This window comes from Enterobacter cloacae complex sp. ECL352, assembly GCF_020149545.1.
Classification (GTDB): domain Bacteria; phylum Pseudomonadota; class Gammaproteobacteria; order Enterobacterales; family Enterobacteriaceae; genus Enterobacter; species Enterobacter asburiae_B.
On sequence record NZ_CP083709.1, the window covers coordinates 895259 to 908499 of the forward strand.

12 protein-coding genes are annotated in these 13241 nt (G+C 53.5%); 2 read left to right on the forward strand and 10 right to left on the reverse strand.

Translation table 11 applies throughout. The features are described from left to right. Positions 1 to 54 precede the first annotated feature (54 nt). The 6 genes from nuoF to lrhA all read right to left on the reverse strand — a co-directional run bounded on the left by nuoF (position 55) and on the right by lrhA (position 6484). Positions 55 to 1392 carry an NADH-quinone oxidoreductase subunit NuoF gene (gene nuoF / locus LBF07_RS04150; RefSeq protein ID WP_023312536.1) on the reverse strand — a complete coding sequence of 446 codons (1338 nt, stop codon included), beginning with the start codon at positions 1390 to 1392 and terminating at the stop codon, positions 55 to 57. Then, positions 1389 to 1889, reverse strand: coding sequence for an NADH-quinone oxidoreductase subunit NuoE (nuoE, locus tag LBF07_RS04155; RefSeq protein ID WP_006176513.1), 501 nt, complete (start codon positions 1887 to 1889; stop codon positions 1389 to 1391). The genes nuoF and nuoE overlap by 4 nt, the downstream gene beginning before the upstream one ends. A 2-nt stretch (positions 1890 to 1891) precedes the next feature. Next, positions 1892 to 3694, reverse strand: coding sequence for an NADH-quinone oxidoreductase subunit C/D (gene nuoC / locus LBF07_RS04160; protein ID WP_023312537.1), 1803 nt, complete (start codon positions 3692 to 3694; stop codon positions 1892 to 1894). A gap of 89 nt (positions 3695 to 3783) precedes the next feature. Continuing rightward, positions 3784 to 4458 carry an NADH-quinone oxidoreductase subunit NuoB gene (nuoB, locus tag LBF07_RS04165; protein ID WP_003861482.1) on the reverse strand — a complete coding sequence of 225 codons (675 nt, stop codon included), beginning with the start codon at positions 4456 to 4458 and terminating at the stop codon, positions 3784 to 3786. A 15-nt stretch (positions 4459 to 4473) separates the two neighbouring features. Further along, on the reverse strand, positions 4474 to 4914 hold the full coding sequence (gene nuoA / locus LBF07_RS04170) for an NADH-quinone oxidoreductase subunit NuoA (protein ID WP_014171000.1): 441 nt from the start codon (positions 4912 to 4914) through the stop codon (positions 4474 to 4476). A gap of 631 nt (positions 4915 to 5545) precedes the next feature. Continuing rightward, positions 5546 to 6484 carry a transcriptional regulator LrhA gene (gene lrhA / locus LBF07_RS04175; RefSeq protein WP_029741933.1) on the reverse strand — a complete coding sequence of 313 codons (939 nt, stop codon included), beginning with the start codon at positions 6482 to 6484 and terminating at the stop codon, positions 5546 to 5548. A 937-nt stretch (positions 6485 to 7421) separates the two neighbouring features. On the opposite strand from lrhA, the gene alaA reads away from it, so the two are divergent. Continuing rightward, complete coding sequence (gene alaA / locus LBF07_RS04180; protein WP_008500204.1) at positions 7422 to 8636, forward strand: alanine transaminase AlaA; 1215 nt, start codon at positions 7422 to 7424, stop codon at positions 8634 to 8636. A gap of 94 nt (positions 8637 to 8730) precedes the next feature. Further along, complete coding sequence (gene yfbR / locus LBF07_RS04185; RefSeq protein WP_023312539.1) at positions 8731 to 9330, forward strand: 5'-deoxynucleotidase; 600 nt, start codon at positions 8731 to 8733, stop codon at positions 9328 to 9330. Positions 9331 to 9411: 81 nt separating this feature from the next. Here yfbR and LBF07_RS04190 read toward each other — a convergent pair whose 3' ends face one another. The 4 genes from LBF07_RS04190 to yfbV form a co-directional block, all read right to left on the reverse strand. Next, positions 9412 to 11244 (reverse strand): SLC13 family permease, encoded by a 1833-nt coding sequence (locus LBF07_RS04190; RefSeq protein ID WP_094934239.1) that lies wholly within the window; start codon positions 11242 to 11244, stop codon positions 9412 to 9414. Positions 11245 to 11319: 75 nt separating this feature from the next. Next, entirely contained in the window at positions 11320 to 11979 is a 660-nt protein-coding gene (locus LBF07_RS04195; RefSeq protein WP_033146080.1) for a sugar phosphatase, read from the reverse strand. Positions 11980 to 11990: 11 nt separating this feature from the next. After that, entirely contained in the window at positions 11991 to 12485 is a 495-nt protein-coding gene (locus LBF07_RS04200; protein WP_023312542.1) for a YfbU family protein, read from the reverse strand. A 92-nt stretch (positions 12486 to 12577) separates the two neighbouring features. Then, positions 12578 to 13033 carry a terminus macrodomain insulation protein YfbV gene (yfbV, locus tag LBF07_RS04205; RefSeq protein WP_023312543.1) on the reverse strand — a complete coding sequence of 152 codons (456 nt, stop codon included), beginning with the start codon at positions 13031 to 13033 and terminating at the stop codon, positions 12578 to 12580. Positions 13034 to 13241 lie beyond the last annotated feature (208 nt).

Consider the following 13241-nt stretch of genomic DNA (forward strand, 5'->3'; position numbering starts at 1 on the left):
AGCATGCTTCCAGTTGGCTCGGTCGAAACCGAGCGTTAATCAAAATTCTTGTCGTTACCAGCGCGCTTTAAGCAGGTTCGGCTGAATCCCATTGATAGCATGGGTATTGCTGAACGGCTGCTTGATGCCTGCTTCGAACTCGTCGCGGAAATATTTGATCGCGCTCTGCAGAGGTTCGACGGCACCCGGTGCGTGGGCACAGAAGGTTTTACCCGGGCCTAAGAATCGACACAGTTGCTCAAGCGTCTCGATATCCCCAGGCTGGCCTTCGCCACGTTCGATTGCACGCAGGATCTTCACGCTCCACGGCAGACCATCACGGCACGGTGTGCACCAGCCGCAGGACTCGCGGGCGAAGAACTCTTCCAGGTTACGCACCAGCGAGACCATGCCGATCTCGTGGTCGACGGCCATCGCCAGCGCCGTACCCAGACGGCTGCCTGCTTTACCAATGCTTTCGAATTCCATTGGCAGATCAAGGTGGGCTTCGGTCAGGAAGTCTGTCCCTGCCCCACCCGGCTGCCAGGCTTTGAATTTCAGGCCATCGCGCATGCCGCCAGCGTAGTCCTCAAGAATTTCACGTGCGGTGGTACCGAACGGCAGTTCCCAGACGCCAGGATTTTTAACGCGACCAGAGAAGCCCATCAGCTTGGTACCGGCATCTTTGCTTGAGGAGATGCCCTGATACCACTCCACGCCGTTGGCGAGGATAGCCGGAACGTTACACAGGGTTTCAACGTTGTTTACGCAGGTCGGTTTACCCCATACGCCGGAACTTGCCGGGAACGGTGGCTTGGAACGCGGGTTCGCGCGGCGGCCTTCCAGGGAGTTAATCAGCGCGGTTTCTTCGCCGCAGATATAACGCCCTGCGCCGGTGTGCACGAACAGTTCAAAGTCAAAGCCGGTGCCCAGGATGTTTTTACCCAGCAGGCCCGCTTCGGTGGCTTCGGCAATCGCGCGACGCAGGTTTTCCGCTGCTTCGATGTACTCACCGCGCAGGAAGATGTAGCCACGGTACGCTTTCAGCGCAAACGCGGAGATCAGCATGCCTTCCACCAGCAGGTGCGGCAGCTGTTCCATCAGCAGGCGGTCTTTATAGGTGCCCGGCTCCATTTCATCGGCGTTACACAGCAGGTAACGGATGTTCATGGATTCGTCTTTCGGCATCAGGCTCCACTTCAGACCGGTGGAGAAGCCCGCACCGCCGCGCCCTTTCAGGCCGGAGTCTTTCACCGCGTTAACGATGTCATCCGGCGCCATGCCGCCAAGGGCTTTACGCGCGCCGGCATAGCCGTTTTTGCTCTGGTATTCGTCGAGCCATACCGGCTGTTTGTCATCGCGCAGACGCCAGGTCAGCGGATGCGTCTCAGCAGTACGAATTACAGTTTTCATTTGTACTGCTCCAGCAGGTCAGGAATCGCTTCCGGCGTCAGATGGCTGTGAGTATCCTCATCAATCATCATGGTCGGCCCCTTGTCGCAGTTACCCAGGCAGCAGGTTGGCAGCAGGGTAAAGCGTCCATCGAACGTGGTCTGGCCCGGCTTGATATTGAGCTTCTTCTCAATCGCAGCCTGAATGCCCTGATAACCGGTGATGTGGCAGACAACGCTGTCACAGTAGCGGATCACATGGCGGCCAACCGGCTGACGGAAGATCTGGCTGTAGAACGTGGCTACGCCTTCTACGTCACTTGCCGGAATACCCAGCACTTTCGCGATCTCATAGATCGCCCCATCCGGCACCCAACCACGCTGTTTCTGTACGATTTTCAGCGCTTCAATGGACGCCGCACGCGGGTCTTCGTAGTGGTGCATCTCGTGCTCAATCGCGGCACGTTCTGCTTCACTCAGCTCAAAAGCCTCGGTTTGTGGTTGTTGATTCTCGTGCATAATTAGCGGTCCACATCTGACATAACAAAATCGATACTACCCAGATACACAATCAGGTCGGAGACCAGACTGCCGCGGATGGCGGACGGGATCTGCTGCAGGTGCGCAAAGCTCGGCGTACGCACGCGGGTACGGTAGCTCATGGTGCTGCCGTCACTGGTCAGGTAGTAACTGTTAATACCCTTGGTCGCTTCAATCATCTGGAAGGATTCTTGCGCCGGCATGACCGGACCCCAGGAAACCTGCAGGAAGTGGGTGATCAGGGTTTCGATATGCTGCAGCGTGCGCTCTTTCGGTGGCGGCGTCGTCAGCGGGTGATCCGCCTTGAACGGGCCTTCCGGCATGTTGTTGAGGCACTGCTCAAGGATGCGCAGACTCTGGCGCAGCTCTTCCACTTTCAGCATCACGCGGGTGTAGCAGTCGGAAACACCGCCGCCCACCGGGACTTCAAAGTCGAAGTTCTCGTAGCCAGAGTAAGGACGGGCTTTACGCACGTCGAAATCAATACCGGTCGCACGCAGACCTGCACCTGTCGTACCCCACTCCAGCGCTTCTTTCGCGCCGTAGGCAGCAACGCCCTGGGAACGGCCTTTCAGGATGGTGTTACGCAGCGCGGCTTTCTCATAAGACGCCAGACGTTTTGGCATCCAGTCGAGGAATTCACGCAGCAGACGGTCCCAGCCGCGCGGCAGATCGTGTGCCACGCCGCCGATACGGAACCAGGCCGGGTGCATACGGAAACCGGTAATCGCTTCCACCAGATCGTAGATTTTCTGACGGTCGGTAAAGGCGAAGAAGACCGGAGTCATCGCGCCGACGTCCTGAATGAACGTGGAGATGTACAGCAGGTGGCTGTTGATACGGAACAGTTCTGACAGCATAACGCGAATCACGTTAACGCGATCCGGCGTAACGATACCCGCTAGTTTCTCAACGGCCAGCACGTATGGCATTTCGTTGACGCAGCCGCCGAGGTACTCGATACGGTCGGTATAAGGAATGTAGCTGTGCCAGGACTGACGCTCGCCCATCTTCTCAGCACCACGGTGGTGGTAGCCGATGTCCGGAACGCAGTCGACAATCTCTTCGCCATCAAGCTGAAGGATAATACGGAATGCACCGTGCGCAGACGGGTGGTTTGGACCGAGGTTGAGGAACATGAAGTCCTCGTTGTCGGTACCGCGCTTCATGCCCCAGTCTTCCGGTTTGAAGGTCAGCGCTTCCATCTCCAGATCCTGTTTGGCTTTGGTCAGCTCAAACGGGTCGAATTCGGTTGCACGCGCAGGGTAGTCTTTACGCAGCGGGTGGCCGGTCCAGGTCTGCGGCATCATGATGCGCGTCAGATGCGGGTGGCCGTCGAAGGTCATGCCGAACATTTCCCAGGTTTCACGCTCATACCAGTTCGCGTTCGGGAAAAGTTTGGTGATCGTCGGCAGATGCATGTCGTTTTCAGACAATGCCACCTTGAGCATGATATCCGTATTACGGTCTATTGAGATCAGGTGGTAGAAAACGGAAAAATCCGCAGCAGGGAGACCCTGGCGGTGGGTACGCAGACGTTCATCCATGCCGTGTAAGTCAAACAGCATGACGTACGGTTTTGGCAATTTCTTGAGGAAATCGACAACTTCCAGCAATTGCTCACGCTTCACCCAAACAACGGGTACCCCGGTGCGGGTAGCCTGAACAGTAAAGGCATCCGGCCCAAAACGGTTGCGCAGTTCGCCAATGACTGGGTCATCCAGATGATCCCGGGTCTGCCAGGCGGCTTCTTGCGCGGTTAAGTCGGTCATATTGTTCACCATTGCAAATGGTCCGTGGTGACTGTTGAGCCTGGCTTCGCGCTATTTGAGTAGTGATATGCGAAGGTGTTCTCCAGGCCTACAGGCGCAAATTAAATTTCGTCAGGCGTACGCAGATTGGTGACGGCAATACGTTCACCACGTTTACGCTCGCGCTCAGACTGCATGTTCGCGCGATACACACCCTGATCGCCAACAACCCACGACAGTGGGCGACGTTCTTTACCAATAGATTCCTGCAGCAGCATCAGCGCCTGCATGTAGGCTTCCGGACGTGGCGGACAACCCGGGATGTACACATCCACTGGGATAAATTTATCTACGCCCTGCACGACGGAATAAATGTCGTACATACCGCCAGAGTTTGCACATGCGCCCATGGAGATAACCCATTTTGGCTCCAGCATCTGGTCATACAGACGCTGAATAACAGGTGCCATCTTGGTAAAGCACGTACCGGCAACCACCATCAGGTCAGCCTGACGCGGGGAAGCACGGAGTACCTCGGCCCCAAAACGCGCAACGTCATGCACCGCAGTGAATGACGTCACCATTTCAACGTAGCAGCAAGAAAGACCAAAGTTGTAAGGCCAGATGGAGTTCTTACGACCCCAGTTGACCATATCGTGCATGGCATGTTCGAGCTTGCCCATGTACACGCTTTTATTGACTTCTTGCTCCAGGGGGTCGGTTACGATCTCCTGTTTTTGCAGGGGGTAACGGTCATTCTCACCGTTAGGATCTATGCGGGTGAGCGTATAATCCATCTTATTGCCTCGCTGTTACTGCTGACGATTAGAGATACTGTTTTCCGGGTTGATGTGTTCACGACGTGAACGCGCAGGCGTCCAGTCAAGCGCGCCAATACGCACCAGATAAACCAGACCGGCCAGTAGCACTAAAATGAAAATTGCGGCCTCGACAAAGCCCACCCAACCACTTTCGCGGATGGACGTTGACCATGCGAAAAGGTAAAGCGCTTCCACGTCGAAGATGACGAAGAACATGGCTACCAGATAGAACTTGGCAGACAGGCGTAAGCGAGCGGAACCTACTGAATCAATACCTGATTCGAAAGGTGTGTTTTTGTGCCTTGCACGGGCGCGACCGCCCAGGAACCAGCCGCCGACTAACATCAGGCAGCACAGGCCAATGGCTACAATAAGAAAGATTGCGAATGCCCAGTGATGAGCGATGACTTCTGTGGATGTTGACATACTCATTGCTTACTCATCAAAAGTGATACCAACGACACTGCTCTTGCTGGCAGATGGGCATCACATCGATTCATGGGGAGGAACAAATAACCTTACACTAACTGTCAGAAATGAGACGTAGACAGCAAAATGATGGGGTTTTTTACTCCTTTCTATAACCTATTGTCAACTTTAACAAAGGTTTCTTCACATTAAATTACATCGAGCGATTCTCATTAACATTTGGTGCCCTTTAACCCTGGTGGGTGCATGACTTTCCGTCAAATGTATGTTGTTGAATCGTGTCCGTTTCGGAAGTAAAAAAAATAACCCTCCTATTTTGACAGGATTTGCCAACGATTCCTCCCCCCAAATAGGAGTATTTTCTTGATCTGCGACACGCTTTTGTTAATTCAACATGGAAAACGGCAACATATTTCCTGTTTTTTTAACATGAGAGGGATATGGGCGAAGTTAGAACGGAAAACGGACAAGTTTTAAGCAAAAGTATTCAGCTTATTGATAAATAAGAGAGTATCCTAAAAACCCTTGCGCCATAAGCGGGTATTATTGCGTAAAAAAAGCCACTGCATGTGAAAATCACACGAGTGGCTGTTTTTTACACTTACATTTTGTTACCAGAATATTGAGCTATCGATCACTCAAAATCCCCTTCGACGATCAGGGAGTCATCCCCCCCTTCGGAGGTAACGCGCTCGAATTGCCACGGGTTATGGTAGTTTTCCATCGCCTCGAACACCACTTTGGCCAACTCGTTATGGCTGGACGAATTGTGGCAGAGCAGATACTCCGTATCCGGCAGCGCAGGAAGACCGTCGGATTTCCCCAGAACGCGCAGATCGGGGCTCATCATCTCTACCGGACGGGCCGTTACGCCCAGACCGGCCTTCACGGCGGCACGAACCGCTGGCAGCGTGGAAGCCACATACGCCAGACGCCACGGAATGTTGGCCTCATTCAGCGCCGTGAGCACCATATCGCGGAACGGGCTCGGGTCATCCAGCAAGACCAGCGGAACCGGCTCCCCTTTTTGCAGCACGTACTCGGCTGCGCAATACCAGTGTGTAGGTGATGTGCGCAGCGTCAGGCAATCAAACTGCCCGGGACGATGCGTCGTCACCACAAGGTCGACTTTGTGCTCATTTAACATCTCAACCATAAAGGCATTACGTTTTACGCTAACGTCCAGCGCAAGCTTCGGATAAACCGAACTAATACGGTTGAGAAGAAACGGCAATATAGTATCCGCTGACTCATCAGATGCACCTAACGTTAGCACCCCTTGAAGGTTGCTAAACATTAATGACATACATGCTTCATCATTAAAGCGAAGAATTTTCCTGGCATAACCCAGTAGCTGAATACCGTGTTCCGTTAAGAGCTTATTACGCCCGTGACGTGCAAAAAGCTCTTTACCAACCAGTTGCTCCAGCCGCTGCATTTGCTGGCTAACGGCGGACTGAGTTCGGCAAACGGCGGCAGCAGCTGCTGCAAAAGTGTTGAGATCGGCGACCGCAACAAACGTTCTCAGCAGATCGAGGTCGAGATTCATTATCGGACGATTTGCATTTATCATATCTATTCACTTTCAGGTTGCTCGTGCGGAGCTGCCCGGGTTGAAGCTGTGTGTAACAGTTAAGCAATTCCCTCTGAAGGTTTTCCCTCGCATCCCGGCCCGGCAGACTGCCTGACAGATAGTTATTGTGCTGCTTTATATCAACAGTCAGAAAGCACGTTTCATGACGTTATTTTTATTCTCTTAAACGTTCAGGATATTTAGATGTTCGCAGGTTTATGTAAATTACATTAAAGGTATAACACCTTTTCTGCCATCTTTATCGCAGCGCTGTCAACGTAGCAGGAGATGTGCGACACATTCCAGCCAGAGATAACTCCAACAATAACAATCAATTAATTCGAAAAGTCAGTGCCAGATATACAAAATTTTTGCATCTGTCCTCTGCTTTCCTGAAAGACATCTTAACCCAAATCCACTTTATTTATAAGTCTTATTGCAATATTGAGGATTAAAGAAGAATGTTAAGCTTCTAAACTAATTTTATTAAAATTAACTAAAGTTGCATTTTATAGGTTAATAATAAATAAATTTTAATTTAGATTAAGACCATTCATTAATGGCACTTAACATTAATTTCACATGAGTAACTTTTAGCCACATTATGCTTTTACAGGAACATTTATCAAGCATTCAGGTTTTACGAAAAGTCACGCAGGGTGATTGCTACCGTTGTCAGGTTCAACACTTATTTTTACCAGCACAATATACAGAATTCTGACAAATGAATAGCACATTTAACCTATCATCGTGCCATGCGCACAACTTTAAGACAGTAAAAAAGCTAACGCACAGCGAAAAAGATTTATCAAAATTTTGCTCCAGGCACAAAATCTTCTACTGCACACCCTTCAAAACGAAGCGAGGGGGGAGTACATTATTCCGTGCTGACTTCCACGGCAGGGAGCGGCAATAATAGCGAAAAGGTTAAAGGTTCATGTCCCCTATCGAAAAATCCAGCAAGCTAGATAACGTCTGTTATGACATCCGCGGCCCGGTTCTGAAAGAGGCAAAACGCCTTGAAGAGGAAGGCAATAAGGTTCTGAAACTCAACATTGGTAACCCTGCGCCATTTGGTTTTGAAGCGCCGGATGAAATTCTGGTTGATGTGATCCGCAACCTTCCAACTGCACAAGGCTATTGCGATTCAAAAGGACTTTACTCCGCACGTAAAGCCATCATGCAGCACTACCAGGCACGCGGTATGCGCGATGTTACCGTTGAAGATATCTATATCGGCAACGGCGTTTCCGAACTGATCGTGCAGGCGATGCAGGCGCTGCTGAACAGCGGGGACGAAATGCTGGTGCCCGCGCCGGACTATCCGCTGTGGACGGCTGCCGTATCACTGTCGAGCGGGAAAGCCGTGCACTATCTGTGCGACGAGTCCTCCGACTGGTTCCCGGACCTCGATGATATTCGCGCAAAAATCACGCCCCGCACGCGCGGCATCGTGATCATTAACCCGAACAACCCGACGGGTGCAGTGTACTCAAAAGAGCTGCTGATGGAGATCGTCGAGCTCGCCCGCCAGCACAACCTGATCATCTTTGCCGACGAAATTTACGACAAGATCCTGTACGACGCGGCACAGCACCACTCAATCGCTGCGCTGGCACCGGATCTGCTGACCGTCACCTTTAACGGCCTGTCTAAAACCTACCGCGTGGCCGGTTTCCGTCAGGGCTGGATGGTACTGAACGGCCCGAAAAAGCACGCCAAAGGCTATATCGAAGGGCTGGAGATGCTGGCCTCGATGCGTTTATGCGCCAACGTGCCGGCGCAGCACGCAATCCAGACGGCGCTGGGTGGTTATCAGAGCATTAGCGAGTTCATCGTTCCCGGTGGTCGCCTGTACGAACAGCGCAACCGCGCGTGGGAGCTGATCAACGATATCCCAGGCGTCTCCTGCGTGAAGCCGAATGGCGCGCTCTATATGTTCCCGAAAATTGACGCGAAGCGCTTTAATATTCACGACGACCAGAAAATGGTGCTCGATTTCCTGCTTCAGGAAAAAGTGCTGCTGGTTCAGGGGACGGCGTTTAACTGGCCGTGGCCGGATCACGTGCGCATCGTGACGCTGCCGCGCGAAGATGACCTCGAAATGGCCATCAGCCGCTTCGGGCGCTTCCTCTCCGGATACCATCAGTAATCTTAAAATCAGGCTACTTCGGTAGCCTGATTTGCATCTTTCCTCCCCTCCCCGCACAATGAACGCCTGTCGCAGTGAAGACAAAAGGTAACCTATGAGTCAGAGTCATTTCTTCGCCCACCTCTCCCGCCTGAAACTCATCAACCGCTGGCCGCTGATGCGCAACGTGCGCACTGAGAACGTGTCAGAGCACAGTCTGCAGGTTGCCATGGTTGCTCATGCGCTCGCCGCCATTAAAAACCGCAAATTCAACGGCCAGGTTAATCCAGAGCGCATCGCCCTGCTGGCGATGTACCACGATGCGTCAGAAGTGCTGACCGGCGACCTGCCCACGCCGGTGAAATATTTCAACTCGCAAATTGCGCAGGAATATAAGGCCATCGAGAAAATTGCCCAGCAGAAGCTGATTGACATGGTGCCGGATGAGTTGCGCGACATTTTTGAGCCGCTCATCGATGAGCATCAGTACACGGAAGATGAAAAGTCGCTGGTCAAGCAGGCCGACGCGCTCTGCGCCTATCTGAAGTGTCTGGAAGAGCTGTCTGCGGGGAATAACGAATTTTTACTGGCAAAAACGCGTCTGGAAAAAACGCTGGAATCCCGCCGCAGCGAAGAGATGGACTATTTTATGCAGGTGTTTGTGCCGAGCTTCCATCTGTCGCTGGATGAGATTAGCCAGGATTCACCGTTGTAATCTGTTTGCCCAGCGGCGCTGCGCTTGCAGGGCCTTCGGGTAGTAGGCCGGGTAAGGCGCAGCCGCCGCCCGGCAAAATTATCAGAACGGGAACAGGACCGGTATCAATACCACGCACACCACCATCACCAGCGCGGTGAACGGCACGCCCAGCTTCACGAAATCACTGAACTTATAATTCCCGGGCCCCAGCACCAGCGTATTCACTGGTGAAGAGACCGGCGTCATAAATGCCGCGGAGGCCGCCATTGCGACCATCATCGCAAAGGGATACGGCGACACGCCCATGGATTTGGCCATCGCCAGCGCAATCGGCGCCATCAGTACCGCCGTCGCGGTATTGGAGATAAACAGACCGATGGTGGCGCACATAATGAACAGACAGACCAGCATCATGTACGGCCCATACCCGCCGCCAACGTCCATTAAGCCTTTAACAATCAGATCCACCCCGCCGGTTTTTTGCAGCGCCAGGGCGAAGGGCATCATCCCGACGATCAGGATAATGCTCGGCCAGTGAATGGCTTTATAGGCGCTTTCGGCGTCAATGCAGCGGAATTTGCCCATCAACAGGCAGGCGATGATTGCCGCGACCGGATTGGGAATTTCATCGGTCAGCATCAGCGCCACCATCAGCACCAGACAAAAAATCGCGTGGGGCGCCTGGCTGTGCGCAGGCGACGCGTCGCTCTCCTCGACAGGCATGTTGAGCACCACAAAATCGCGCCCTTTTTGCCCAAGCTGGCTAATCAGCTTCCAGTTACCGACAACGAGGAAGATATCGCCCAGCAGGATCGGCTCATCCACCACCGCCCCTTCCATCGCTACGCCATCGCGCTTCAGCCCCACGACATTCAGGCCATAGCGGGTTCGGAACCCCATTTCCCGCACGGTTTTGCCCAGCAGTTCCGATTCCGGGATCAGCGATACTTCGGCCATGCCGACATCCAGCGCCTGATCCGAAAAATACTCCCCGCGCAGCACCATCGGTTCCAGCAGCTGTTCGCTGCAAAACTCGCGCAGATCCACGTCCGCGGTGGACATATCAATCAGCAGGACATCCCGCGCGCGGAATTCCGACACCCCGTTGACGTTGACAATCACCCGGCGAAAACGACGCCAGCGCTCAACGCCGATCACGTTCGCGCCATAGCGCTCACGCAGCTTCAGGTCGTCAAGACGCTGTCCCACCATCGGCGAGCCGGGGCGAATAGCCAGACGGCGCGCGCGCCCGGTAAGGCGGTACTCCTTAATCAGATCGCGGAAGGTGCGTCGCTTCCACCCTTCTTTATTTTTGTCCTGTTTTTCACCTTTCAGGGCAAACCGGGTCAGCAGCATGTAGACCACGCCCATCACCAGAATGACCAGCCCAAGCGGGGTGACGCTGAAAAAACTGAAGCCCTGGAATCCTTCCCGGATAAGCTCGCTGTTGACGACCAGGTTCGGCGGCGTTGCCACCAGCGTCATCATGCCGCTGATCAAACCGGCAAAACTCAGGGGCATCATCAGGCGCGACGGCGAGATCTGCATCCGCATGGAGACGCTCAGCACCACCGGGATAAAGATGGCGACCACGCCCGTTGAGCTCATAAACGCCCCCAGCCCGGCGACGGTCACCATCAGGTAGATCAGCATTTTGGTTTCGCTGCTGCCCGCCACCTTCACCAGCCACGACCCCATGATGGTCGCCACGCCGGTACGCACCAGCCCATCACCAATAATAAACAGGGCGGCAATCAGGATAACGTTGGGATCGCTAAACCCGGAAAACGCTTCCGGTAGCGTGAGCGTTCCACTCAGCACAAACGCGACGATGACAAACAAGGCGACGGCGTCCATGCGTACCTTGCCCGTTGCAAAAAGAAGGATGGCGATTAAAAGCAGGCTCAGGACCCAAATCAGTTCACCGTTCACAACATGTCCTTGTCAGTGGGAGATGAGAAATTGTGCCATAAAAAAGCCCCAGCAATGTGGGGCTATATCATGTGATTACATTTTTAGCGAGACGGTTACAACCCCGTCAGAGGCTTTCGAAACAGCCAGCGCCGTCAGGGAATCCAGCACAAAGTCTGCCTCCTCCAGCCGGGAGGATCCCGCCGGAACGTTAACGGCGATAACGTGGCTTCCGGCGTTCAGCCCGGCCAGTACGCCAGCGGCCGCGTCTTCCACCACCACGCACTCTTCAGGGGCGAGGCCCAGCAGTTCAGCGCCCAGTAAAAACGCGTCGGGCTCCGGTTTACCGCGCTTTACGCGCTCCGCCGTGATAAACACTTCTGGCGTCGGCAGACCTGCCGCCTTGTGACGGGCGTGGGCGACGGGAATGGAGCCTGAGGTAACGATAGCCCATGGGATCTGCGCCTCGTTCAGATGCTCAAGCAGCTCGCGCGCGCCCGGTAAGGCTGTGATGCCGTCCGTATCCGTGGCTTCAATATGTTCCAGGTATTTGAACTCCGCCTGAATTTCGTCCTCAGAGCGTCCGGCCAGGAAGTGCCGTAGCGAGGTGATGGCCTGTTTGCCATGGATAAAATTCAGCACGTCCTGATGGTCGATGCCATGTCTGTCAGCCCAATGGCACCAGGAACGCTCCACAACCGGCAGCGAATCCACCAGCGTACCGTCCAGATCAAACAGAAAACCTCTACACTGCACACGCACCTCCGTCAGGCATTAATGATTTGTTGAATTTCGTTGCTGCTTAAATGGTACTGACGCGGGCAGGCGTGCCACGCGCTCAGCATACGCTGATATTTTTCCCACATTGGGGTCTGCGCGTTGAAGCCGTGGGTGCCCGCGTCAAAGTGGGTATAGCGCCCTTCTGTATTCACCATAAAGCGAACATAGCTCAGATAACGCGCTTCCGTTGCGGCATCAAAGCCTAAGAAGGTCACGCGGCGCTCGTCGATGGACTGCTGATCTTTGAGATTCGTCCAGGACACGTGCAGGGCGTGATACATCTCCATAATGTCGATCACGATGCGACAGGTTTCTTCTTTCAGCTCGCCAAACTCGCGGTCCAGTTCACGCATTTGCAAACCAAAACCGCGTTCGACGATGGTTTGCAGGCGGCTGTAGCGCGCAGCGTTATCGGGATCAAGCATAGTCATCATCTTGTACTGGTTGGACAAAATCAGACGTTGAGCATGGGTCATTTCCATCTTTCGACTCCTGTAGCGCATTGCACTTTAAAAAAAAGACACGGTAACTGATTGTTACTGTGCCTTCTTTTCGTCGTCGTTTCGATGATCAATCACAAATCATCGAGGAATGTTTTATCCAGTTGCTTAAAAGCGCGCTTTAACGTGTCCGCCAGCGCCTGGTAGTCCGGCTTGCCTTCGACCGGGGCGAGCGCCTGTCCGGCCTCCTCCAGTTTTCCGCGCACTTCATAAAACCAGTGTAAAATAGAAGGGGGAAGCGGAGTGATGGACCGTTTACCTAACCACCACAGGCCCTGCATCGGCAGGCTTAAGGCGAAGAGCGCCGTCGCGACTGCAGGACCAAGCTGCCCGCCCAACGCAATCTGCCAGCACAGCGTAAAGACAGCGACAGGCGGCATAAAGCGAATTGCATAGCGCGTAGCGCGGATGGTGCGATTCTCAATGAACATTGGCGCAAGGCGCTTTTCCATCGGCCACGTCTTCGCGTAATGCTGTCCCCGACGAAACAGACTAAAGAAATTTACGGACGGGTTCTCTGGTGTCGACATGGCTGTACCTCAACTTCACATATAAAAATTAAAATTTTCGTGCAAAACCACAACAAGCTATGACAACGTTCAAAATATTTTGTCATCTCTACCCCGTATCGGGTATCCTGTGCCAGCCTGATAGGGCCCTAGACGAGAATCATTAACTCGTCAAATTATTGCATATTATGCCATTGGCTGAAAATTGTGCAAAATGGCATAAAATCAT

What these genes read in the sequence shown, in the direction of transcription:
- nuoF (WP_023312536.1), bottom strand. Translation starts at nt 1,392, where the DNA reads ATGAAAACTGTAATTCGTACTGCTGAGACGCATCCGCTGACCTGGCGT.
- nuoE (WP_006176513.1), bottom strand. Translation starts at nt 1,889, where the DNA reads ATGCACGAGAATCAACAACCACAAACCGAGGCTTTTGAGCTGAGTGAA.
- nuoC (WP_023312537.1), bottom strand. Translation starts at nt 3,694, where the DNA reads ATGGTGAACAATATGACCGACTTAACCGCGCAAGAAGCCGCCTGGCAG.
- nuoB (WP_003861482.1), bottom strand. Translation starts at nt 4,458, where the DNA reads ATGGATTATACGCTCACCCGCATAGATCCTAACGGTGAGAATGACCGT.
- nuoA (WP_014171000.1), bottom strand. Translation starts at nt 4,914, where the DNA reads ATGAGTATGTCAACATCCACAGAAGTCATCGCTCATCACTGGGCATTC.
- lrhA (WP_029741933.1), bottom strand. Translation starts at nt 6,484, where the DNA reads ATGATAAATGCAAATCGTCCGATAATGAATCTCGACCTCGATCTGCTG.
- alaA (WP_008500204.1), top strand. Translation starts at nt 7,422, where the DNA reads ATGTCCCCTATCGAAAAATCCAGCAAGCTAGATAACGTCTGTTATGAC.
- yfbR (WP_023312539.1), top strand. Translation starts at nt 8,731, where the DNA reads ATGAGTCAGAGTCATTTCTTCGCCCACCTCTCCCGCCTGAAACTCATC.
- LBF07_RS04200 (WP_023312542.1), bottom strand. Translation starts at nt 12,485, where the DNA reads ATGGAAATGACCCATGCTCAACGTCTGATTTTGTCCAACCAGTACAAG.
- yfbV (WP_023312543.1), bottom strand. Translation starts at nt 13,033, where the DNA reads ATGTCGACACCAGAGAACCCGTCCGTAAATTTCTTTAGTCTGTTTCGT.